The sequence below is a fragment of the Devosia sp. 1566 genome (assembly GCF_004005995.1).
Classification (GTDB): domain Bacteria; phylum Pseudomonadota; class Alphaproteobacteria; order Rhizobiales; family Devosiaceae; genus Devosia.
Map to the genome: position 1 here is coordinate 120,607 of NZ_CP034767.1, position 22,077 is coordinate 142,683.

At 60.3% G+C, this 22,077-nt stretch carries 19 protein-coding genes and 3 pseudogenes; 11 read left to right on the forward strand and 11 right to left on the reverse strand.

Annotation, left to right across the window (positions count from 1 at the left end):
• Positions 1 to 87 precede the first annotated feature (87 nt).
• The 6 genes from ELX51_RS00515 to ELX51_RS00540 all read left to right on the forward strand — a co-directional run bounded on the left by ELX51_RS00515 (position 88) and on the right by ELX51_RS00540 (position 6,309).
• Positions 88 to 1,053 carry a tripartite tricarboxylate transporter substrate-binding protein gene (locus ELX51_RS00515; protein WP_127751675.1) on the forward strand — a complete coding sequence of 322 codons (966 nt, stop codon included), beginning with the start codon at positions 88 to 90 and terminating at the stop codon, positions 1,051 to 1,053.
• Between the two features lie 88 nt (positions 1,054 to 1,141).
• Positions 1,142 to 1,591 carry a tripartite tricarboxylate transporter TctB family protein gene (locus tag ELX51_RS00520; RefSeq protein ID WP_127751676.1) on the forward strand — a complete coding sequence of 150 codons (450 nt, stop codon included), beginning with the start codon at positions 1,142 to 1,144 and terminating at the stop codon, positions 1,589 to 1,591.
• A 3-nt stretch (positions 1,592 to 1,594) separates the two neighbouring features.
• Positions 1,595 to 3,100 carry a tripartite tricarboxylate transporter permease gene (locus ELX51_RS00525; RefSeq protein ID WP_127751677.1) on the forward strand — a complete coding sequence of 502 codons (1,506 nt, stop codon included), beginning with the start codon at positions 1,595 to 1,597 and terminating at the stop codon, positions 3,098 to 3,100.
• 74 nt (positions 3,101 to 3,174) lie between these two features.
• Complete coding sequence (locus ELX51_RS00530; RefSeq protein WP_127751678.1) at positions 3,175 to 4,032, forward strand: fumarylacetoacetate hydrolase family protein; 858 nt, start codon at positions 3,175 to 3,177, stop codon at positions 4,030 to 4,032.
• A 41-nt stretch (positions 4,033 to 4,073) separates the two neighbouring features.
• On the forward strand, positions 4,074 to 5,036 hold the full coding sequence (locus tag ELX51_RS00535; RefSeq protein WP_127751679.1) for an aldo/keto reductase: 963 nt from the start codon (positions 4,074 to 4,076) through the stop codon (positions 5,034 to 5,036).
• A 97-nt stretch (positions 5,037 to 5,133) separates the two neighbouring features.
• A complete protein-coding gene (locus tag ELX51_RS00540) occupies positions 5,134 to 6,309 on the forward strand; it encodes an MFS transporter (RefSeq protein ID WP_164854684.1) in 1,176 nt (391 codons plus the stop codon).
• A 358-nt stretch (positions 6,310 to 6,667) separates the two neighbouring features.
• Here ELX51_RS00540 and ELX51_RS00545 read toward each other — a convergent pair whose 3' ends face one another.
• The 3 genes and pseudogenes from ELX51_RS00545 to ELX51_RS00555 form a co-directional block, all read right to left on the reverse strand.
• A complete protein-coding gene (locus ELX51_RS00545; RefSeq protein WP_127751681.1) occupies positions 6,668 to 7,696 on the reverse strand; it encodes an IS110 family transposase in 1,029 nt (342 codons plus the stop codon).
• A gap of 141 nt (positions 7,697 to 7,837) precedes the next feature.
• Positions 7,838 to 8,470 carry a tyrosine-type recombinase/integrase gene (locus tag ELX51_RS00550; RefSeq protein WP_127751682.1) on the reverse strand — a complete coding sequence of 211 codons (633 nt, stop codon included), beginning with the start codon at positions 8,468 to 8,470 and terminating at the stop codon, positions 7,838 to 7,840.
• Positions 8,471 to 8,661: 191 nt separating this feature from the next.
• Positions 8,662 to 9,709, reverse strand: a pseudogene (locus ELX51_RS00555) (aldo/keto reductase).
• A 236-nt stretch (positions 9,710 to 9,945) separates the two neighbouring features.
• Here ELX51_RS00555 and ELX51_RS00560 point away from each other — a divergent pair.
• Positions 9,946 to 10,740: an AraC family transcriptional regulator gene (locus tag ELX51_RS00560; protein ID WP_248305205.1), complete on the forward strand. Its 795-nt coding sequence runs from the start codon at positions 9,946 to 9,948 to the stop codon at positions 10,738 to 10,740.
• Positions 10,741 to 11,004: 264 nt separating this feature from the next.
• Here ELX51_RS00560 and ELX51_RS00565 read toward each other — a convergent pair whose 3' ends face one another.
• From ELX51_RS00565 to ELX51_RS20390, 7 genes and pseudogenes are all read right to left on the reverse strand, one after another.
• Positions 11,005 to 11,556 (reverse strand): DUF3299 domain-containing protein, encoded by a 552-nt coding sequence (locus ELX51_RS00565; RefSeq protein WP_127751684.1) that lies wholly within the window; start codon positions 11,554 to 11,556, stop codon positions 11,005 to 11,007.
• Between the two features lie 9 nt (positions 11,557 to 11,565).
• Positions 11,566 to 12,825 carry an FtsX-like permease family protein gene (locus ELX51_RS00570; RefSeq protein WP_127751685.1) on the reverse strand — a complete coding sequence of 420 codons (1,260 nt, stop codon included), beginning with the start codon at positions 12,823 to 12,825 and terminating at the stop codon, positions 11,566 to 11,568.
• Positions 12,822 to 13,529, reverse strand: coding sequence for an ATP-binding cassette domain-containing protein (locus tag ELX51_RS00575; protein ID WP_127751686.1), 708 nt, complete (start codon positions 13,527 to 13,529; stop codon positions 12,822 to 12,824). Before ELX51_RS00575 ends, ELX51_RS00570 begins: the two co-directional genes overlap by 4 nt.
• A 6-nt stretch (positions 13,530 to 13,535) precedes the next feature.
• Positions 13,536 to 14,060 carry a DUF2796 domain-containing protein gene (locus tag ELX51_RS00580; protein ID WP_127751687.1) on the reverse strand — a complete coding sequence of 175 codons (525 nt, stop codon included), beginning with the start codon at positions 14,058 to 14,060 and terminating at the stop codon, positions 13,536 to 13,538.
• Between the two features lie 57 nt (positions 14,061 to 14,117).
• A complete protein-coding gene (locus ELX51_RS00585; protein ID WP_127751688.1) occupies positions 14,118 to 15,704 on the reverse strand; it encodes an amidohydrolase in 1,587 nt (528 codons plus the stop codon).
• A 713-nt stretch (positions 15,705 to 16,417) separates the two neighbouring features.
• Positions 16,418 to 17,161 carry a substrate-binding domain-containing protein gene (locus tag ELX51_RS00590; RefSeq protein WP_248305206.1) on the reverse strand — a complete coding sequence of 248 codons (744 nt, stop codon included), beginning with the start codon at positions 17,159 to 17,161 and terminating at the stop codon, positions 16,418 to 16,420.
• Positions 17,162 to 17,308: 147 nt separating this feature from the next.
• Positions 17,309 to 17,467: pseudogene (locus tag ELX51_RS20390) on the reverse strand (LacI family DNA-binding transcriptional regulator); the annotation flags it as partial.
• Between the two features lie 3 nt (positions 17,468 to 17,470).
• Between ELX51_RS20390 and ELX51_RS20215 the strand changes: the two are divergent.
• Both ELX51_RS20215 and ELX51_RS20220 read left to right on the forward strand, forming a co-directional pair.
• Positions 17,471 to 17,902 (forward strand): annotated as a pseudogene (locus ELX51_RS20215) (alpha-ketoglutarate-dependent dioxygenase AlkB); the annotation flags it as partial.
• A 21-nt stretch (positions 17,903 to 17,923) separates the two neighbouring features.
• A complete protein-coding gene (locus ELX51_RS20220) occupies positions 17,924 to 18,232 on the forward strand; it encodes a hypothetical protein (protein ID WP_282567578.1) in 309 nt (102 codons plus the stop codon).
• A gap of 433 nt (positions 18,233 to 18,665) precedes the next feature.
• Here ELX51_RS20220 and ELX51_RS00600 read toward each other — a convergent pair whose 3' ends face one another.
• Positions 18,666 to 19,538 carry a LysR substrate-binding domain-containing protein gene (locus ELX51_RS00600; protein ID WP_127751689.1) on the reverse strand — a complete coding sequence of 291 codons (873 nt, stop codon included), beginning with the start codon at positions 19,536 to 19,538 and terminating at the stop codon, positions 18,666 to 18,668.
• Positions 19,539 to 19,721: 183 nt separating this feature from the next.
• Here ELX51_RS00600 and ELX51_RS00605 point away from each other — a divergent pair, with 183 nt between their 5' ends.
• The gene (locus ELX51_RS00605; protein ID WP_127751690.1) at positions 19,722 to 20,432 is read left to right on the forward strand and encodes an isochorismatase family protein; all 711 of its coding nucleotides are present in this window, start codon (positions 19,722 to 19,724) and stop codon (positions 20,430 to 20,432) included.
• Positions 20,433 to 20,528: 96 nt separating this feature from the next.
• A complete protein-coding gene (locus tag ELX51_RS00610; RefSeq protein ID WP_127751691.1) occupies positions 20,529 to 22,067 on the forward strand; it encodes an ABC transporter substrate-binding protein in 1,539 nt (512 codons plus the stop codon).
• The last annotated feature ends 10 nt before the right edge of the window (positions 22,068 to 22,077 follow it).

Consider the following 22,077-nt stretch of genomic DNA (forward strand, 5'->3'; position numbering starts at 1 on the left):
GGGAGCGTCGAGGCTGCTGCCATAAGCTAAAGCCGAGCGGGTGCCCGCTCTGCTGCACAACAATAAGCACTGTAATCGGAGGAGCGAATGAGGAAGATTTTGCGCGCAGTGGCCCTGACGACAGGGCTGCTCGCGGGAGCGTTGGTGGGCGCAGCAATGGCGCAGGACTACCCGACCGAGACTATCAAATTCATCATCCCCTATGCTCCGGGGGGCGGGACGGACGCCGCTGCGGCCGTGTTTTCCGATCGACTGTCGCAACTTCTCGGCCGGCCGATCGTCAAGGAAAACCATCCTGGCAGCAATTCGGTAATTGGAACGGCACTGCTCGCAGAGGCAAAGCCGGACGGTCACACTTTGATGGTGGTGACCGGTGCTATAGCCAACAACCCGTCCCTCTACGCCAATCTACCATATGACACCGACGCGTTGGTTCCTGTATCAATCTTGACTTCGTATCCATTTGTGCTGGGCGTTCGAAGCGACGTGCCTTTCAACAACATGCAGGAGCTGATCGACTATGCCAAGGCCCATCCCGGCGAGCTCACTGCAGGGACGTCGGGCCGCGGCTCAGGAGCTCAACTAGCGTTAGGCCTGCTGAACGAGACCGCAGGCATCGAAATTCGGGAGATCCCTTTCAAAGGCGCCGGAGAAAGCTTGAACAACGTGGCCGGCGGTTTCGTTGATATGGTCTTCTCAGGCTATGAGACGGTACGTCCCTTTGCCGAAAGCGGAAAGATGAAGTTCTTCGCCCATACCGGGACCGAGCCGCTAGGGGCCGAGCATATCCCGCCGATCGCGGCGACAGTTGAAGGATACGAATATCTGAATTGGCTGGCCCTTGTCGCGCCTCCCGGTACCCCCATCGAGATCACCGACAAGCTTAACGATGCGCTTAGCCAGATCTTCGCTGAACAAGAAGTTAAGGATCGGCTCGCCGCCCAGAATATCCAAGGGGTAGCCAGCACCGCAGAAGAGGCCAAGGCCTACCTGACGCAGGAAATCGCGAGAAGCAAAGCCATTATCGAGAGCATCGGGCTCCAGCCCGAGTAATTGATACCGCCAGTTCCGTGTCGAGAGGTCTGCTCCCGACACGGACCAGCGCCGCTCCCGGCGTCCAATCTAAGCGAGGCCCTTCAAAGTGACTTTCAAATCGAACGGGCAGGCCGATGTTGAGGCCGGCTTATTTTTTACCGGTTTCGGTATCCTGACCGCTGCCCTCTCACTCCAGTACAGGCTCGGCACCATCGCCACCATGGGGCCGGGGATGTTCCCACTAATCCTCGGGGTCTTTCTCGCCGTCCTTGGACTTATCATCCTGGTCAAGGGCTTTATGGGGAACGGCGAGCAGGCCAGGCCGCTGCCGATCAAGCCCACTCTCTTGATCACGGCGTCGGTGATCGTTTTCGCGCTTCTGCTGCTGACCGTGGGGCTCCTGTTCGCCATCCCGGCACAAGTCGTGATCGCGCTGTTGGCTTCAGAGCATTTCACCTGGAAGCGGGCTTTGTTGCTGAGCGCTGGGCTGTTGGCATTTTGCTACGGCGTGTTCGTCTACTTCCTCGGCATCTCAGTGCCACTGATTGCGATGTGACCTATGGAACTCTTGAGTAATCTGGATATCGGTTTCCACGCCGCGCTGTCGCTGAACAACCTGGTCTTCTGCTTTATCGGCGTGTTCGTCGGCACGGCCATCGGCATGCTGCCGGGACTTGGCCCATTGGCTACCATCGCCATGCTACTGCCGCTCACTTATACGCTGGAGCCCGTAACCGGACTGATCATGATCGCGGGCATCTACTACGGGGCGCAATATGGCGGTTCCACCACGGCGATCCTTGTAAATTTGCCAGGTGAATCTTCCGCGGTTGTCTCCTGCCTTGACGGGCATCAAATGGCTCGCAAGGGCCGCGCCGGCGCCGCACTCGCCATCGCGGCACTCGGATCCTTCTTTGCGGGCACCGTGGCCACCTTGCTGATTGCGGCATTCTCCCCGGCACTGGCGGAAGTGGCCTTCCTCTTTGGTCCGGTCGAATACTTTGCCATGATGGTCCTTGGCCTGACCGCTGCCACGCTACTCGCCCATGGTTCCTTCATCAAAGGGGTAGCGATGGTGCTGACAGGCCTGATCCTGGGCTTGGTAGGCGCCGACGTGAACAGCGGAACCTACCGCTTCACCTTCGGGTCGTTTTCGCTGACTGAGGGCATCGAATTCGTGGCCGTGGCAATGGGTCTGTTCGCCTTTACCGATATTGTCTCCAATATGCGTAACGACCAGGCACGGGAGGTAAAAGCCCCCTCGCTTCGCAGCCTGACGATGACTGGTAAGGAGTTCAGGCAGTCGATCTTCCCCGTAATCCGAGGAACCGGCCTTGGTTCGCTGCTCGGCCTGCTTCCCGGCGGCGGCGCAATGATCTCGTCGTTTGCCTCCTATGCCCTTGAAAAGCGTGTTTCAAAACACCCGGAAGAGTTCGGCCATGGCGCCATCGCGGGCCTAGCCGGCCCCGAGGCCGCTAATAACGCCGGCGCCCAGACCTCGTTCATACCCATGCTCACCTTGGGCATCCCGAGCAACGGCGTGATGGCCCTGATGATTGGCGCCCTCATGGTGCACAATATCTCCCCCGGCCCCTATGTCATGGTTTCCAATCCGGAAATTTTCTGGGGCCTGATTGCCTCGATGTGGATCGGCAATGCCATGCTGGTGGTGCTGAACCTGCCGCTCATTCCACTTTGGGTGCGGCTGATCCAGGTGCATTACTGGGTTCTGTTTCCGATCATCCTCGTCGTCTGCTGCGTTGGGCTCTACAGCATCCAGAACAATACAATCGCGATCTATTTCGCAGCCGGGTTCACGCTCCTGGGCTGTTTGTTCTGGCGAATGCGGGCGGAAGCCGCGCCACTGCTGCTCGGGTTCATTCTTGGGCCGCTCATGGAAGAGCATTTTCGGCGCTCGCTTCTGCTGTCGGATGGCGATCTTTCGATTTTCTACCGCAGTCCGCTCTCCATCGTGATGCTGTCGGTCGCGGCCATCATGTGCCTGATCATCCTGCTGCCGCAAATCCGCCAAGGAAGGAAGGTCGCCTTCGAGGAAGATGCTTAGCGGCGACGAGACCAACCGCTGCGTAGCGCCGAATGGCAGGCTACGCCGTACAAACATTTGATGGGATGCCAAGCATGAGACTAGTGAGTTTTCAACACGGCGACCGGCAGGGTTTCGGGCTTTTGTCCGGGGACGCCATTGTCGACCTAACCGGCAAACTTTCGCCCACAATCGTCACTTTGAAACAGGCAATCGCGTCTGGCCTGCTCGGGCAGGCTGTCGCCTGGAAAGAGGAACCGACGGACATTCCCTTAAACCATACCCAGTTGCTGCCCGTAATTCCTAACCCGGGCAAGATACTGTGCATCGGCCTCAATTACGAAGATCATCGCAACGAAACGAAGCGGCCAAACTCGGACTACCCTACCGTCTTCACGCGCTTCGCCGAATCTCAGGTTGGCCATGGCCAACCGCTTCTCAAACCTGCCGTCTCGGACCGGTTTGACTACGAGGCAGAGCTCGCCATCGTCATTGGTAAAGCAGCTCACCAGGTCAGTGAGCAGAACGCGCTTGACCTTATTGCGGGCTATGCCTGCTACAATGATGGATCCGTTCGTGACTGGCAACGTCACACCAGCCAGTTCACCCCCGGCAAGAACTTTCCTGGGACCGGCGGGTTCGGTCCGGCCCTTGTGACGCCAGACGAGGTCGGGGACTACCGAAGGCTTCCGATTCAACTGCGCCTTAACGGCCAAGTCATGCAGGAAGCGAGTCTTGCCGACCTGATCTTTCCGATAGAAAAACTCATTGCCTATTGCTCGAGCTTCACGCCGCTCGCACCGGGCGATGTCATTGTCACTGGGACACCAGGAGGCGTTGGTGATCGCCGCGAACCTCCGATCTACCTGCAACACGGGGATCTGGTGGAAGTGGATATCGGCGTTGTCGGCTGCTTGACCAATCGGGTGGCCACCGGAATGCGCGCTGCTTGATGTCGGCTTTACCTCGAATGTAGCTGGAGCGGCGGGAAACAATGGACCAGGTCGTTCTCGGAAGAACCGGGCTAGAAGTAAGCGTCGTCGCCCTAGGTGCCGGCGGGCCTAGTCGTCTTGGCCTACGAAACGGCGCCACCGAGGAACAGGCGATCGAACTTCTGCGCGCGGCGATAGACCGAGGCATATCCATCATCGATACCGCTCCTGTTTACGGCACTGAGCCAGTCGTCGGTGCCGCGCTTGCCGGTCTGCGGGACAAGGTCGTCCTGTCGAGCAAGCTCCGCCCAACACTGCCGGACTCATCAAACGACAGCAGCGCGTACATCGAACCGGCCATGGTCCGCGAAAGTGTCGAGGCAAGTCTTGCCGCTTTGCGCACGGACAGGATCGAAATTCTGCATCTCCACGGCGTCAGGCCGCATCAATACCCATACTGCCTCGAGCATCTGGTCCCCGAACTGCTGCTGTTGCAGGAAGAGGGCAAGATCGGCTTTCTCGGGATAACCGAGAGCTTCGGCGTGGACGCCGAGCGTGAAGTCATGCGTCAGGCCACCGAGGACGGTATTTGGGACGTGCTAATGCTTGGACACAACTTCATCAATCCTTCGGCCGAGCAGTTGGTTCTGCCCAGAGCTCGGGCAAAGCAGCTGGGCGTCATGTGCATGTATGCCGTCCGGGGTGCCCTGGCCACTGCCGATGGTCTGCGCAAGTTGGTGGAAAAGTTAGTTGTGCAGGGGGAAGTTGCGCGCGAGGCGCTGGACCCGGCTGAGCCACTTGGCATGTTGTTGGCTGACGGGGTCGCCCACTCCTATACCGAGGCGGCTTACCGCTTCTGCCGGCATACCAGCGGCATCGATGTGGTGATGACCGGAACCGGAAGCCTCGATCACCTGGACCAGAACATCCAGGCAATACATGCCGCGCCGCTTCCGCCGGAGATCCTAAGCCGCCTCTCAACTGTTTTCGGGCGCGTACACACGGCTACGGGAGACCCGGTATGATGGGCTATCAGGACCAGTTTGTCGGCCTCTCTTCGCCAGTTTTCCATTTGAAGCCCGTCAGCCGCTCGGGCTGTCGTTCCTAATGCTGGGGTTTCAGGTGCCAACACCCACCCTATCCTTTAGCGCCTTCATTTTTCACGTCATGCTCCATCAGATCGTCATCATGGTCGCGAGGGTCACGACCTCGTACCGGGCGGTGGAGCTAGGGCTCTCAGATATCTGGATTGGCGTTGTGGGCGCGAGCTTTTCTCTGCTGCCGTTATTGCTCGCTACACAAGTTGGCACGAGGATCGACCGGAAAGGCGCGCGCGGCGCCTTCCTCGTGGGTGCCGGTTGCATAGTTATATCCGTGCTGGGGCTGTTTGCCAGCGGGAGCTCGATCATTGCGCTGCTGGGGTGGACGGGCCTTCTCGGCATCGGCCATCTGCTCTGTCTGCTGTCGCAGCATGCGACGGCAGCCGATCAACCCACCGACTCCAAGCGCGAGCGCATGTTTGGTCACTACACTGCGCTCATTTCATTCGCCCAGATCCTCGCCCCTCTTGTAATCGCATTGTTCGCGGGACCAGGAGCCTTGCCCGATACGTCGCTCCTCTTCGCCGTTGCAACACTCTCCGGTCTGATGAGCCTGGGTTGCGTGTTGCTGATGCGTCCCTCTGCCCAACCGACGGTTAGAAGCAAGCCTGGGCCTTCACTGCCCGTCAGGCAGTTGCTTAAGCAAAAGGGGGTGGTACAAGCGATCCTGGCAGGAGTTGGGGTCATTTGCGCCGTTGACCTCCTGGTGATCTACTTGCCGGTGCTTGGCGCTCAGACGATGATCCCGGCAGGCACAATCGCGGCCATGCTGATGATACGGGCGCTGGCTTCGCTGCTATCTCGTTTGTTCTTTAGTTGGTTACTCTCGCGGCTTGGCCGCCGGACCTTGCTGACGGGGGCACTGCTGGCCACGGGCGTTGGGCTGACCTTGCTTGGGATGCTGGCACCGGTATCGGTGCTGACGCTGGCCATGATATTGATCGGCATCGGCATCGGACTAGCCTCTCCCATATCCATGTCATGGGTGACCAGCGTCGTTCCGCCGACCAGCCGCGGCCTGGTGTTGTCGTTGCGTCTCACGGGCAATCGTCTGGCGCAGTTTCTGTTGCCAATGTCAGTTGCTGTTGTTGCAGCCGGCGCCGGCGTCTCGTCGGTATTCCTGCTTCTTGCGGCTGGTCTATACGGCCTTGCCTATACCAGTCACGCGGCCTTGCGGCCTGGCTCTGACAAAGCCTGATTTATACGCATTCTCATGCCGAGCAATGTCTGCTTTTGGATGACCGCCAAGACATTCGGAACGGCCTCTGTGGATGGCTCCCGCATTGCAAGAGGTAATTCGACATTTTGGCGCGTTGTTCGGGTGCAGTCTTCTGTCCGGCCTGTTGATGCAGCCATAGAGACTGCTGGCCCTGATGGGGTCGGCGAACAGGGTCCCAATCTGGAATTCAGGCTATCATGCCTCGGTCGTTCGACGGGTTGTCCCTGTTTCCGGCCTGACCGGTTTCGCCATCACATCGCTTCGCTCTCACAACCTCATGGAGCCGGTTGGTCGGCTCGAACTGGATCTTGCTTCAAGATTCAATCTCTTCCTGGTTTTACGCTGCAAGACCGGGGGCATGGCGAGCCTGGTAGACCTCGCCGCGGGCCATGACCGCCCAGACCACGCGGGCCATTTTGTTGGCCATTGCCACGCTGGCATCACGCGCCGGCTTTCGGGCAAGCAACGCCAGGAGGTAGGGATCCGCGGCCTCTGGCTTGTGCTTGGTTCGGCGGACCAGAGAGGTCGCGCCGATCACCAGGAGCTTTCTCAGATACCGGTTACCCATCTTGGTGATGCGGCCAAGCCGGTCTTTGCCGCCACTCGAGTTCTGCGAGGGTGTCAGTCCCAGCCAGGCGGCAAACTCTCGACCGGAGCGGAACTGTCCTGGATCGGCAACCGATGCCGCGAGCGCTGTGGCACCAACCGGCTTGATGCCAGGAATGGTGGATAGTCGCCGCGCCACTTCGTCTGTTCTCTGCAGGGCAATGACCGCGCGGTCGATCGCCTGCAAACGGACATGGGTGTCCAGTACCTGACCACACAGGAGATCAAGAATCTGCATCGCTATCGCGGGCACTTCTGGTTTGGCTTCCCTGGTCGCGATCTGGCTCGCCAGCTTAAGCGCCCGCTCCAGGCCTTCTGGGATGTTGATGCCGAACTCGGCCAGGAGGCCGCGGATCATGTTCACCAGTTGTGTGCGCTGCTTGACCAGAAGGTCGCGTACCCGATGCAACGACAGTGCTGCCTGCTGATCGGTCGACTTCATCGCCACAAAACGCATGGTGGGGCGGGTCACGGCTTCGCAAATCGCTTCGGCGTCCACCGCATCGTTCTTGCTGCGCTTCACATAGGGCTTCACGTAGGCCGGCGGCATTATGCGCACTTCATGGCCCAGCTTTGTCAACTCGCGAGCCCAATGGTGGGATGTGCCGCACGCCTCAATGCCGATCAGACAGGGCGGCAACTTGGTGAAGAACGGCAGCACCTGCGATCGCCGCAGTGTTTTGCGGACAACAACGTCTCCGGATACGTCGACGGCATGAACTTGAATGGCCAGATCAAGGCCCACGGTGGTAATCTGCATGGCGGATGGCTCCTTTGCTCGGGTTGCCTGATAGCAAACCCACTTTGGCACTCAGATGCCGGGAGCGGGAGCCATCCACCTCATCTGGAATGGGGCGCTTCGCCGACGCCGCTAGTGCGATCGTCGGCGAAGTCTGTGCGATTAGATTTCCGTGGCCTCCGACAGCGCAGGCGCGTCTTCGACGTCCACACCAAGGTAGCGAACCGTGTTCTCGATCTTGCTTTGGCCAAGCAAGATCTGGATGGCTCGCAGGTTGCCTGTGGCCTTGTAGATCAGCGACGCCTTGGTTCGACGCAGCGAGTGCGTGCCATACGCCTCCGGCATCAGCCCGATTGTCGTTACCCACTCGTCAACCAGCCTTGCGTATTGGCGGGTGCTCAGGTGACCATTCGTGACAACCCGACTGGGGAAGGCAAAGTCGTCGACCGTTCCGCCCCGTCGTTCGAGCCACGCGAGCAGGCTAGCCCTTGTGTCAGCGGTGATCTCGAATTGAACGGGTCTACCCGTCTTCTGCTGGATGACCATCGATCGGGATCGAATGGCCGGTCCAGCCACAAGTGTGCCGATCTTGATCTTCACCAGGTCGCAGCCTCGAAGCTTACTGTCGATCGCGAGGTCAAACAGTGACTGGTCTCTCATCCGGCCTTCTCGGTCAAGAAAGAACCGAATTGACCAGATCTGTTTCACCTTCAAGGCACGCTTGGCGCCAACTTGCCTGCCCGCATTCCAGGCGGGCCTACCTGCAGCAGCAGGATCATATTGTGAGATACCCATTACATTTCTCCTTCGGCCGAACCGGCCGTGAGAGAAACGGTTTGGCGCTGTCACCAGCGGCAAGTGCCGACCCCAACCTGGCCGTGAGAGCACCATCGTCGACGAATTCAGCACCTGCGATGAAGCGCTTGATCACTGGCCAGAAAAACCGCTGGGGCAGCGATTCACGCCCGACGGGCAGGCGGGCGCACTCAGGCCCCGCGCGGTTTGTGCTTGAGCTGGTCAGCAAGGACTTTGCTTTGGAAGTCGAAGACCCAGCCCGGATATTCAGCAGGCAGCTTACTGACTTCGTGGAGTGTTTTCAGTTCGGCGTCGGTCAGCAACACCCTGGTCGCGGCGATCTTGTCAGTGAGTTGCTCGAGCTTCTTGGCACCGACGATCACACTAGTGACGGCCTTCTGGTGCAGTAGCCAAGCGATTGCGATCTGGGCGATCGAAACGCCCTTGGCTTCCGCGATGGGCTTCATCGCGTCAATGACGTTGTAACCGCGTTCCTTGTTGACCGGCGGGAAATCGAAAGTATCGCGGCGGTTACCGCCTTGCTTGCCGCCGTCGCGGGCATATTTTCCCGACAGGAAGCCGCCCGCCAGCGGACTCCACACCATTAGTCCGATGCCTTCGGATTCCATCATCGGCATCAGTTCGCGCTCCAGGTCGCGACCGGCGATCGTATAATATGCCTGAAGCGAGGCGAAACGGGTTAGGTTGAACTGGTTGGAGATGCCGACCGCCTTGGCGATCTGCCAGGCAGCCCAATTGGAGACGCCGATATAGCGGACCTTGCCTTGTTGGACGGCCGTATCAAGCGCGCGCAGCGTCTCTTCCATCGGTGTGATACCATCAAAGCCGTGGATTTGGTAAAGATCGATATGTTCGACTTGCAGGCGCTCGAGGCTGGCCTCCAGGCTGTAGAGCATATGCGAGCGGGACGCGCCGCGTGCGTTCAGGCCTTCACCCGTGGGCCCGAAGAATTTGGTGGCGATGATCACATCTTGCCGCGCGATACCTAGGTTGCGCAATGCCTGGCCGACGATCTGTTCGGAAAGCCCCTGCGAATATACGTTGGCGGTATCGATGAAGTTGATGCCCGTCGATCGCAGTCTTGACCAGGCCGTCAGCCTCTTGCTGCTGCAGACCGCCCATGCTGCTATAAATGCCGCCTCCCCCGCCAAAGGTCATGGTGCCGAGGCAGAGTTCGGAAACGAACAGGCCGGTGCGGCCGAGCGTGTTGTAGCGCATGGGGCTCTCCTGATTAGGTTAAATTGGCAGGCGGATGCCCCGTTTCATAACGACTGCCCCGCAACGTCTTCGCGCCGGATCGTCGCAAATTTTTGCCTGATCCGATCAATGGCTGTTTCGATTCAGCGCAACCTTGCCCTCATGCTCAGTGAAACCTAAATGGATGCGTGCACGAAACTCTCGTCGATCTAGCCTACCGCCACGCTACTCAACCGGGAGGTGCGTCGATCCCGCGCGTGAGCCTGCATGTCGCGCAGGAGGAGGGCTGGGCCATTGGGGTCCTCTATCAGCCCATGCTCGGCATCGTGTTGCGTGGGACGAAGCGGGTGGTGATCGGAAACCGCACCCTGCGCTACGATAGCAATCATTTTCTGATCGCGTCGATCGACGTGCCCGCATCGCGCGTCACGATCGAGGATCTGCCCGAGGCGCCCTATGTCGCAGTACGGCTCGCGATCGACCAAGATATCCTTTCGGATCTGGTTGTTGACGTACCTCATGAAGCCGAAGGGGATACTATCGCTTTTGCTGTGGGTGCGCTGACGCCTGAACTGGTTGACGCCTGGTCACGAATGTTGCGGCTGCTCGATGCTCCGGACGAGATCAACATGCTGGCCCCTTTGATCGAGCGCGAAATCCTGTTTCGCCTTTTGCAAGGGCCGCAGGGGGCGCTGCTTCGCCAGGCAGCCCGGGCCGGTAGCCGGATTGCACAGGTTCGGGATACGATTGCCCATTTGCGCACGAACCTGGACCGCGCTGTTAGAATTGAAGAGCTGGTGGAAATTGCCGGGATGAGCGCAGCCACGTTTCATCGCCATTTTCGAGCTGCCACTGCCATGAGCCCATTGCAATATCAGAAAGCTCTCCGCTTGCAGGAAGCGAGGCGGCTGCTGATCGCCGACGCCGATGTGACAAGCGCAGCATTTGCAGTCGGGTATGAAAGTGCGTCCCAGTTCAGTCGAGAATACACGCGGATGTTCGGCACGCCGCCCGCGCGCGATGCTGCAAGGCTACGGGCTAGCAAGGACTAATGTGCATGCACATCAGGCGTTGAGCCGGCCGATCCTGTTGCTGGGGCTCTAACTGACTTCCGTAATATTTTTTGTTTTTGCGGCCGTCGACGACGTCGTGGCGACGGACGTTTCGGCCGATTTTTGTCAGAAGCAGATAGTCCGCATTCCACCCCAGGAAGCCGCAACCAGAGCGGCAGCTTTCAGCGCTTGCCTGCGGCAGGTTGAACGGCCGGAATGGGGCGCAATGCTGCTCGGCTGCAACCGTAAGCTGCAGTTTCCAGTTCAGTTCGCGCCCCAGACATACTTGTCCATATTGCTCGAACGCTCGTCGGAAACATACTCCATGCTTTCGACCGCAACCTGGTAGCCGGCGACGGTTACGTCCACATTGGCCTTCTGGGCGGTCAGCACGCCGACAATCATCACGGGATCGAGCGAGAGCCTTGTCGCCAGTTCGATCCCTTCGGGGAAGTGACCGAGCACAAGCTGGTTGGCTGGGGGCGGCGGCACGTGCACGCAGGCGCCGGTAAATGGAGCCAGGAGAAACGTATCGACGCGCATGCTGCGCGAACCGGGCGCGAAGCCCATCGGGGTCACATAGCCAACCATGCGAACCCGGAGCCCGCTCAGGTCTTCACGGATCGGTACGTCGCCGTCATTGACCAGCAGGGCGTTTCCGCCTTCGTCATGCTCCTGAAGCGGCACGGGGCGAGCGACATCGCCACCGCCTGGCAGGAGTTCAACCCAGCCCAGATCGACGATATCCTGGGCCGCAGCTGCAGACGGGACCGCCATGATCGCTGCTCCGGAAAGAAGGAAAGTCCTGCGCTGCATGATTGCCTCTTAACTCTGGACCGCTATGCCATCGGCAAGCGATTTCCTGTATGCAAAATAAGCTGGAACGAGCCCAGCCACGGCGGAGGTCGCTGCCACCGCCAACACGATCAACCCATCGACCGAACCCGGTGCGGCAACATCGAGAGCAAGTCCGAATGTGCCCTCGATCCAAGGCGCCGCGAGGGCCATGCTCGCATAGGCCGCGACGACACCCAGAAGCGCGCCTGTCGTGCCGATCAACGTCGCCTCGCTGACAAGCAGTCCCGCGACGTGCCATGGGCCGGCACCGACAGCGCGCAGAATGGCGATCTCTCGTCGCCGATCGTTGAGCAGCGCCAACAACGTGGCGATCATGCCAGCAAGCGCTGCGCCGACCATCAACGCTGCGACGAGGCGCAACGCGGCCTCGACGATCTCTACAACCGACCAGAGTTCGAGAAGCGCCAATCCCGGGATAACGGCGCTGATCGGCTCCTCGCGGTACTGGTTGAGGTCGCGCTGCGCCGTGAAGGTGGCAATCGGCGAGGTCAATTTGACGAGGGCCGCGGTGACCGATCGCGGGGTCAGGTCCATGGCCCTGAGGGCATCAGCTTCGGTGCGCTCGCCGAACGGAACGCCGCCGGACTGCCAATCGACATGGATGGCTTCTATGGCCGACAGGCTCACATGCAGCGCCTTGTCGACGGGGGTGCCGGTTCGTTCGAGAATGCCCGAGACCCGGAAAGGCAGGTCGCCATGCTCTGCTAGACCGATGCTGCCCAGCCCGTGATTGACCACCAGGACATCGCCGATCTCGTAGCCGAGATCTTCGGCGACCCTGACCCCCAGCACAACATCAAAGAGATCGTCGAACGGGGCGCCAGCACCGAAGCGGAGCGACTGGTCATCGCGATAGCGGAAATGTTCGAAGTAGCTTTGATCCGTACCGACGACGCGGTAGCCGCGGTGGGAATCGCCAAGCGACAAAGGAATGATCCAGTCCACATCCGGCCGTTCGGCGATCGCCGAGTAGGTTTCCCAAGTGAGATTGTTGGCCGCGTCGCCGATGCGGAAGACGGCGTAGAGCATCAGCTGCACATTGCCACTGCGCGCCCCGATGATGAGGTCGACGCCGGAAACTGTGCCGGCAAAACTGGCGCGCGCCCCGTCCCGCACCTTTTCGACGCCGACCACAAGGCCAACCGACAGGGCAATGCACAGCGTCGTCAGCGTGACGAGGGCGAGTCGGTTCAGGAGACTTTTAAGGGCGAGACGAAGAATGATCATGCCAGCGCCCTGCCGGCTCGAGCAAAATCGGCCAGCGCCACCACGCGATCAAACCCTGGCAGGCTTGGATCGTGGCTGACCATCAGCAGCGATGACCCAGTGCCTTCGAGCTGAGCCTGAAGCATCTGGAGGAACGCGGCCTGTCGATCGCGGTCGAGCGCAGAAGTCGGCTCATCCGCCACGATGAGATCGGGCGCGCCGATCAGCGCCCGCAGCGCGGCAACGCGCTGCTGCTGGCCAAGGCTAAGCTGGCTCGCGCGCAACCCTGCCACCTCGGCCGATGGCAATCCAATGGCATCGAGCATCTGCAGCGCCTGCGTCCGAGCCCCTTCAACGCCTCCGGCCCGCTTGAGGCGCGCTGGGGCAAAGGACAGGGGCAGCAGGATGTTTTCCAGCGCCGTCAAATAGGAAACGAGATTGAGGCTTTGAAAGATGAGGCCAATATGCTCGGCCCGGAAGCGATCGCGCCGCCATTGCGAAAGGCGAGTAAGATCGGTTCCGAGGACGCATACACTCCCTTTTTGCGGGCGTGTGATTCCTGCGATGAGGCCGATGAGCGTCGACTTGCCGGTGCCGCTCGGCGCGACCAGCAGCAGTCTCTCGCCACGGACCATGGTGAATGTATCGACGGCAAGCGCGAAGCCCGTGCGTCCCTGCCAGGCAAATTGCATGCCGCTGAGCGATATGGCTGGGGACTGCGCCATGGCCGCCTAACGCAAGGTCATGGCGGGTTGCTGGCGAGTGAGGGTGCCGGATTGTGCAACCCCATCCACTAGGCCATCCACGTTGAGCGCCTCAGCCCTGTTGAACTGATCGAAGAGTCCGGTACGGAGTTCAACATCGCCAGCAGCAAGCCCGGGGCAATCGAGAGCGTAGCTGGCTGTGAACTCAGCATGGTGATGGTCGTCATGCGCCCTGAACTCAGCGGTGGCAGCTTTCACAGTGCAAGCGGTGTCAGGCGTGAACGCAAACAGGCCGGTTGGCTGTGACAGCGTCGCGATGGCGTTTTCGACAGACGATTGCTCCTCTGGCGTCGTCGCCTGTCGCTCGAAGCCAACAATGTCCGACCCGGGAATGGTCAACTCGATCGAGACCGTGCTGCCGTCGACCACCATCATGAGAAGCCCCGTGCCGTGCACGTGCGCTTCGGCATGGCGTGGTTGCGCCGATAGAGGCGATGCAGAGACAAGCATCAAGGCAAGAGGCAGGAACAGGCGGCAGTTCAAGTCAACCATCAGTCTACCCAAAAGAGATCGAAGTAGTGCCGGGGAGCTTCCTCCCCGGCTGCAGGGTCAATTGGTGGCCGGTGCAGGCACTTCGAGCTGCGGATAGTCAATGCCGAGCTGGTCGAGATAGGTCTCGTGCTGGCTCGGATCATAGTAGAATTCGGCCTGACGGGGCCGATTGCGTGCGTCCGTCTCGGCATTAAGGTGGGTTGAGGGGACGTCGGTTTCGCTCTCGAAGGGGTAATACTTGAGGTCCTTAGTCTGCACATCGGCGAAATAGGTTTCGGCCGCCTCGACGAGTTCCGGATCGGTCAGGATATCGAGCGCGGTGAGGGCGGTTACCTTGGCGCCGGCCAAAGCGCCCTTGTGGGCGATGGGGGTTGCTACGGCGAGCGCAGCCTGCCAGTTGTGGGTAATGGTGCCGGCAATGTTGGCGGGGTAGCTCAGACGCACTGTGGGCTTGGTCCACATCACTGCACCAATGTCGTCCGAGGGGCCGGAGCCGACCTTTTCGACGGGGCCGGCGAGGTCGCCGATCTCGGTGCGAAGGCCAATGGTTGCGGCGCCGATCGCTTCCTGGACGGCCTTGGCATAGGCCTGGTCGTCCTCGCTCCACTCCGGCATGCCGACGGACTTGATGTTTTCGTACATGGCCTTGGCGAGTGCTTCATTGCCATGTGAGGGCCAGGCCGAGCCCAGAATGCGGCGCTCATAGGAAGTGCCGGTCATCAGTGTCGCGCCCTCGGCGATGCCGTCGGCGATCTCGAGCATTTCCACCGCAGCATCCGGGGAGGTGTTGCGGAAATAGTACCAGACGCTGGCATTGTCCGGCACGATATTGGGCTGCAGGCCGCCATTGCTGATCACATAATGCGAACGCTGATCAGGATGGAGATGCTCGCGGCGGAAGTTCCAGCCCGCATTCATCAGTTCCACGGCGTCGAGCGCAGACCGACCCGACCAGGGGCTGACCGCGCCATGGGCGGAAACGCCTGTAAAGCTGAATTCAGCCGAAATCATCGACATTGAATTGGACTGGCCCCAGGAGGTGCTGAGCCCATTGCCGACGTGGTTGGAAATGACGACGTCGATATCGTCGAGAATGCCGGCCTTAACGAACCACTGCTTGGCCGCCAAGGCTTCCTCGGCGATCCCGGGCCAGATCTGCAGCGTTCCGGTAATGCCCTCGCTCTCCATGAGCTCCTTGGTCGCTAGAGCGCCGACAATGCTGACGGCGATGCCCGTATTGTGGCCTTCGCCATGTCCGTCACCACCATCGACGAGCGGCTGGCGAGTAAGCACACCGGGCGTCTGGGATTGGCCCGGCAGGCCATCGACGTCTGAATTGAAGGAGATCGCCGGCCCCTCGCCATTGCTCCAGGTCGCAACCCACGCCGTCGGCATGCCGCCGATACCAGTCTCGATCTCAAAACCTTCCGCCTCGAGCATCTGGGTCAGGTAACGCATGGTTTCGGTTTCGTGGAACCCCACTTCGGCAAAGCTGAAGACCGAGTCGACGATCTCCTGCGTGAGCTTTGCCTTGCCATCGACCAACTCACCGAGTTGCACCTTTAGGGCGTCGATATCCTGGGCGTATGCAAGTGGTGCGGTCGTTATCAGCAATAGGGCTGCAAGCGAACCTAAGCGCGTCATTGTTCCTCTCCGTTTCCTGAAAGCCTGACAGCGCCGAAATCTTGTTAGGATCGAAATGGCGTGAAGGCTTTATTTCAGCCTAAGCCATGGTCCTCACTTGTCAACGATCAATGGCCAAATTAGAGGCATAGGCGTGAAGTGATCAAAATTCGCGCAAAGGTTGGCCGCATGAGTGGTGGCACAACGACAGCCAGTTACACGGTTACCGATCTCCCAGCTCACTCCTTCGCCGGACTACCGAGATAGACCAGAACATGGAATTGCCGACCTTTAACGGGATTGACTTTCAGCCGTGAAAGCGCGCCGCGTCTCCAGTGGTACTGGTGCTCGCCGTGAGGTCCTTGCCGACGAAATCTGCTTGGAAACGACCCCCTCGTACATCCTGGGCAGCGCGCTTTTAAGTGTCTCGCCAAGCCCGAAAGCAAGGTACAGCTGGAGAGCATCAAGCGCGGCAGAGATACGCCCGTATCCCAGAAGTTGGGATATTCCAGGCTCCTAAGAACGGTGCGTCTACTCTTCAAGCGCAGCTTGTCCGGAGACCCGCTCCAAACGAGAGGTTCCTGAGGGGTAGCTGGAACGGCAGCTTTCGGGACTCTCTGTTCCGACAGGCTGAACGTCCGAAAAGGGGCGCTGTGCGGCCATTTTCCAAATCTCAACGGTGGCGGTACCGTAGACAATAGACCAAGATATCCCGCCCCTCTTCTGATCGGCTCCTAACGAGCTACTGGCGCGCAGCTCTCGCCAACCACCAACGCAGGCTGGAAGACGATATGGCGCGGCGATTCGCTAACCTTGCCGTTTATCCTCTCAACCAGCATGCGCAGCGCTGCATTGGTCATGTCGGTGACTGGATGCTCGGTACGGGTCAACTGTGGTTTCAAACCGCCCATGGCCGAAATCGTGTCGGTAGAGGTTATCGACACGTCCTGCGGGCACTGCAGCCCCATGTCTGACACCGCGCGCATCGCGCCGATGGCCATCACGCCATTGGCTACATAGAGAGCTCTGGGGCGATCGGGTTGTCCCAGCATGTCGCGAGCCACCGAATAAGCTGCGTCTTCACGGAACTCGCCCGACCGCACATGGCCCGGCTGTGGATCCAGCCCCCGCGCGGCCATCGCCTCGATCATGCCGTCAAGTCGGCCCCGACCGGTTGATAGCTGCCTCGGGCCAGTGATCGAGCCGATTCGCGTGTGCCCCAGGTCGAGAAGATAATTGGTGACCTGCCGACCGGCCGACAAATTGTCCACGGTGACGGTATCGGTTTGTTCGCCTTCAAGCGAGCGTCCCAAGAGCACCGTTGGAACGTCGTCGAATTCGAGATGCCGATATTGGTCAGCCGCGCCAACCGGCACGATCACCGCGCCATCGCAGCCCAGCGTGCGAATGCGCGCTAGGATGCGGCGCTCGATTCCGGTTTTTCGTCGCGGTTGAACAGCACCAGCGAATAGCCCCAAGCGGCCACCGCTGCCTCTGCCGACGTTACCATCCGCGCATAAAATGGATTGGCGAGATCTGCGACAACCAGCGCGATCAGCTGGCTGCGTCCGCGCCGCAAATTGCGTGCCACGAGTGAGGGCGCAAAGCGAGTCGCGGATGGCGGCGAGCACACGGGTGCGCAATTCCGCGCTGACAAAGGCTGTGTCGTTCACTACGGCCGACACGGTTGCCGTGGAAACTCCGGCGGCCTTTGCGACGTCTTTTATCGTGGCCAAAAGAGCACCATAGCTAGTCGTTTCGCTGAACTTTGAAGCATGTAACATGCTGTGCTAGCAAGATTCGCCCTGCCATTCGAAGGCGAGTTGCTGGCCTCGATCCGCGAGGTCGCGGCGCGCTCACCCTTTCGGCACATGGTGACCCCCGGGGGCTACACCATTTCCGTCACCATGACCAACTGGGGGACGGCCGGGTGGGTAACGGACCACAAGGGCTACCGCTATGATCGAGTGGACCCGGAGTCCGGCGAACCGTGGCCCGCGATGCCGCCCGCTTTTCTCGCCCTCGCCACCGGGGCGGCGACGTTGGCGGGCTACCCGTCATCCCGGCCCGACGCCTGCTTGATCAACCGCTACGAGCCCGGCTCCCGCCTATCACTCCACCAAGACAAGGACGAGCGCGACTTCGGAAATCCCATCGTCTCGGTCTCGCTTGGCTTGCCGGCGGTCTTCCAGTTCGGGGGCGCGAGGCCCGGCGATCGCCGAGGCAACGCGCCGGTCGCGATCGTCGATACTAAATGGAAGCGCTTGTCGCCGGTGATCGAAGATGCCAAGCACGGGGTCAGTCAGACCGATGTTTATCAGATGACGGCCTATGGGCAGCTCTATGACTGCCCTGACCTTCTTCTCCTCTACCCTCACCATCGCGGTCTTGGATCCGGGCCGTTCGCCACGGATTACATGATCTACGGAAGTACGCATCGGCTGCGCCTCCGGAGCATCGACGTCGCGCAACGCGAGGTTGGGATCGCGGCGGACCTCGCAACCATGTTCCAGCGTTGGCCAGCAGAGCATCCGCTCGTTTCCGGATGAGGCTCCCGTGGCGGACTCGTGGTGCGAACGTCCGCTTCGTGCCCGAAGCCGACATAGATCATCATAGTCGCCAATGACCGGTGTGGGGTCGGTAACGTACCGGCTGCAACGGGCTCGAATGCGGGCGCCTATGGGGTGGGTTGCCGACAGTCTGCTTCTCGAACGTCACCCAGAAAAGCAGACATCCGGCAGTACTAATTACAACCCGATGCAGCGACGTGAGTGCCGCGTGGACGATCAAAGCGGTTAGCCTGTCCCTGTCGCGGTTCCCGTACACCTTGAGGTAGATTTTGCCTATCAACCATGACATTTCGCAACCGCGTGGTGCTCGGCAAGGCGCAGCAACGATATCTGGCCGTGGAAGCAGCTTCAGATTCGATCGACTCCGCGTACGAATGCCTTGGATCGCCGAACGCGTCGGGATAGGAAGCCGCTAGCCGGGCACCTGCTTCGACAGCCAGCCCCGGAACTTCCGCAGAGCGGGACGTTCATAGCGGCTGCGGGCATAGGCGATGAAATAATTATGCCCGGAGGGCGCGCTGACCGGCGAAACCCGGCGCAGCCGGTTCTGCTCTATGTCATCGGACACGAGCTCCAGCTCGGCCATGACGATGCCAAGACCATGTTTGGCGGCACTATAGGACATGCTGGAGCTTTCGAAAGACCAGCCCTTGTCCCGCGCCACCAACGGCACGTCTGCCGCCATGCACCAGGTCTGCCAGTCGTCATGCCGGCGCAGGGTATGGATGATCGGATAGTCGTTCAGCCGTGCAACGTCCACGGGTCCGAAATGGGGTGCGGCGACCGGGCATATGGTCGTGCTGAACAGCGGTTCGATGACGAAGTCATTGGTATCGCCCTGCCGGCTGGTCGAGGCGATATAGGCATCGCCATTGTTTCCGCCCGGTGAGTCGCCCGGGCTGAGAAACATGCAGGTCACCGAAATTTCGGGGTGCTGGGCAGCCAGATCGGCCAGCCGGGGGGCCAGCCATTCCGATCCGAACGACCGCGACAGGTGCAGCACGACAGAGCTGCTCCCGGTCATGGCCCGGAGCGTCGTATGCCCTTCCTCCAGCGCCGCGATGGGTGGGCCCACGAGTTTCAGGTACACCCGACCGAAATCCGTCAACGCGATCTGGCGCCCTTCGCGCTGGAACAAAGCGGTACCAACCTCTTGTTCTAGCTGGCGAATTTGCTGACTGACTGCCGATTGCGTGACGTTCAACGCCGTCGCGGCGCGGGAAAAGCTGCCCAGTCGGGCGGTCTCCAAAAATGCCCTTAGCAGGTGAAGTGAGGGTACGCGCATGCGGCATTAGTATTGCTAATGCAAAGCGGCCGAAAGTGTAATTTGACTGTCGACTGCTAAAATTCTTAGCATCAGCACAGGTTGATGCAAAATTAGGCATACGGCATGGGGTGTCCCATCGGCCCGTCTTCCCGCGCATCTTCCCAATTGCAGAACCGCTACCGCAACACGGGAGTTTGACGAATGGAATTTGGTTGGGAACCCTACCTGTCCGAGCGCGACAAGAAGCACAGCGAGCTTTGGGGCAAGAAGGAACTGAACGGCTTTGGCAACAAGCCGGCCCTGGTGCTCATCGACATCTATTACTCGGTGCTTGGCCTCGAGCGCGAGGATATCTTTGAATCGATGAAGACCTGGCGCGGCTCGACCGGCCTCGAGGGCTGGGAGGCCGTCGACAAGACCGCCGAGCTGCTGAAAGTGGCCCGTGCCTCGGGCGTTCCGGTCATTCACGTCAAGGGCCTGCACAGCGGCGTCAACTCTTGGGGTCGCCGCAAGCGCGCGGCGCCGACCATGTCCAAGGAAATGATCGAGAAGGGCCAGCAGATCGTCGACGAAGTAAAGCCCATCGAGGGCGAACTGGTCATCGAGAAAGCCGCCCCCTCGGCGTTTCAGGGCACGCCGCTTGCCTTCCAGTTGCAGAGCCTGGGCATCGACACCGTGATCGTCTGCGGGGAAACCACCTCCGGCTGCGTCCGCGCGTCGGTGGTCGATGGTGCCACGGCCCGCTTCCGCATGGGCGTGGTCAAGGATTGCGTGTTCGATCGCACCGAGGCCTCGCACTACATCAATCTCTACGACATGCACCACAAATATGCCGATGTGGTCTCGCTCGACATGGCCAAGACCTACCTGGCCAGCATGGCCGCCGACGCACCGATGCTCAAGGCCGGCTGATTGCGCCACCGCCTGCGCGGCTGCCGCGCAGGCCCTTCAGTTCCAACCAAGTCGCGGCCCTCCTCCCAAGATCCGCCGCGCAACACGGAGCTAGCTATGACCATTACGCGCAGATCCTGCCTGGCCGCCCTTGCCGCCGGCACCATGATGCTCGGCACCAGCCTCGTCACCCCAAACTTGGCGTTCGCGCAGGAAAAATCGCTCATCGTCCGTTTCTACGACGATCCGGCGGGCTTTGACCCTGCCAGTATTTTCCGCATCGAAAACGAAAACATCGCCTTCAACATCTTCAGCGGCCTGACCACCTACGACAGTACCACCGGCGAGATCGTGCCCGACCTGGCCGAGTCCTGGGAAACGACCGACAACATCAACTGGACCTTCCACCTGCGCGAGGGCGTGCAGTGGCAGAACGGCTATGGCGAATTCACCGCCGCTGACGTGATCTACAGTTTCAACCGCATCCTCGACCCGGCGACTGCCTCGCCCTATATTTCCGAGCTGGCCGGGATCGAGAGCATGGAAGCGCCCGATCCTTACACGCTCAAGATAACCCTGAGCGCGGCGAATGGCAGCTTCCTGCACACCGTCGCCAATTATCACCAGGGTCAGATCGTCAAGAAGGAAGCCATCGAGGCAGCCGGCGACCAGGTGCGTTGGCAGCCTGTGGGCACCGGACCCTACATGCTGGAATCGATCGACGTGAATTCCCAGATCGTCCTCAAGCGCCACGAGGACTATTTCAAGGGCCCGGCGCCCATCGAGACGCTAAACTTCAACATCATCAAGGATGATGCGACGGCCGCGATTGCCCTGCGCAACGGCGAAATCGACCTTCTGATGCGCCAGAGCAAGGAGGAACAGCTCGATACGCTGGAGGCCGAGGGGTTCAAGATGAACCACGTCGACAATTATGCCGTATCGCTCAAGGTCCTCAACCTCACCGATCCCATCCTGCAGGACGTGCGCATCCGCAGAGCCATAGCCCACTCCATCGACTATCCGTCCATCACGGCAGCGATATCCCCATCGTTGCAGGCGCCGACCTATTCGATGCTGCTGCCCTGGATGGATGTCTATTCGGACGCCGCACCCAAATACGAATACGACCCGGAAAAGGCCACGGCGCTGTTGGCCGAGGCCGGCTATGCCGATGGCTTCACCCTCAAAGTGCTGGGCACCTCGGCGCAGGGCGTGACCGAACAGCAGCAGTTCGAGATCGACTATCTCAGCCAGGTCGGCATCAACATGGAACTCGAACTCGTCGATACGCCGACCTACAATCAGCGGCGCAATTCGGGTGACTTCATGATGGCCGGGCGCCTTCTGCCCGCGGTCAATCCCGACATGGTGCTGTTCAGCTATCTGCACCCGGACAATTTGGCTCCGGGCGGCCTCAACGGCGCCCGCTACGACAATCCAGAACTGACCAGCACGCTGGAGGCGGCCCGGGCCGAAGCTGATCCCGATACGCGTCTGGCGCTTTACGCCAAGGTCCAGGAGATCGCCATGACCGATCTGCCCTACCTGCCGGCCACCGCTAGCAATGTCTACTGGCCCAGCAAGCAGAACGTGACGGGCGTTAACATCAACTATCTCGCGCAGGTTAATTTCTGGGAAGTCGACACCGAATAACGAAAGTGAT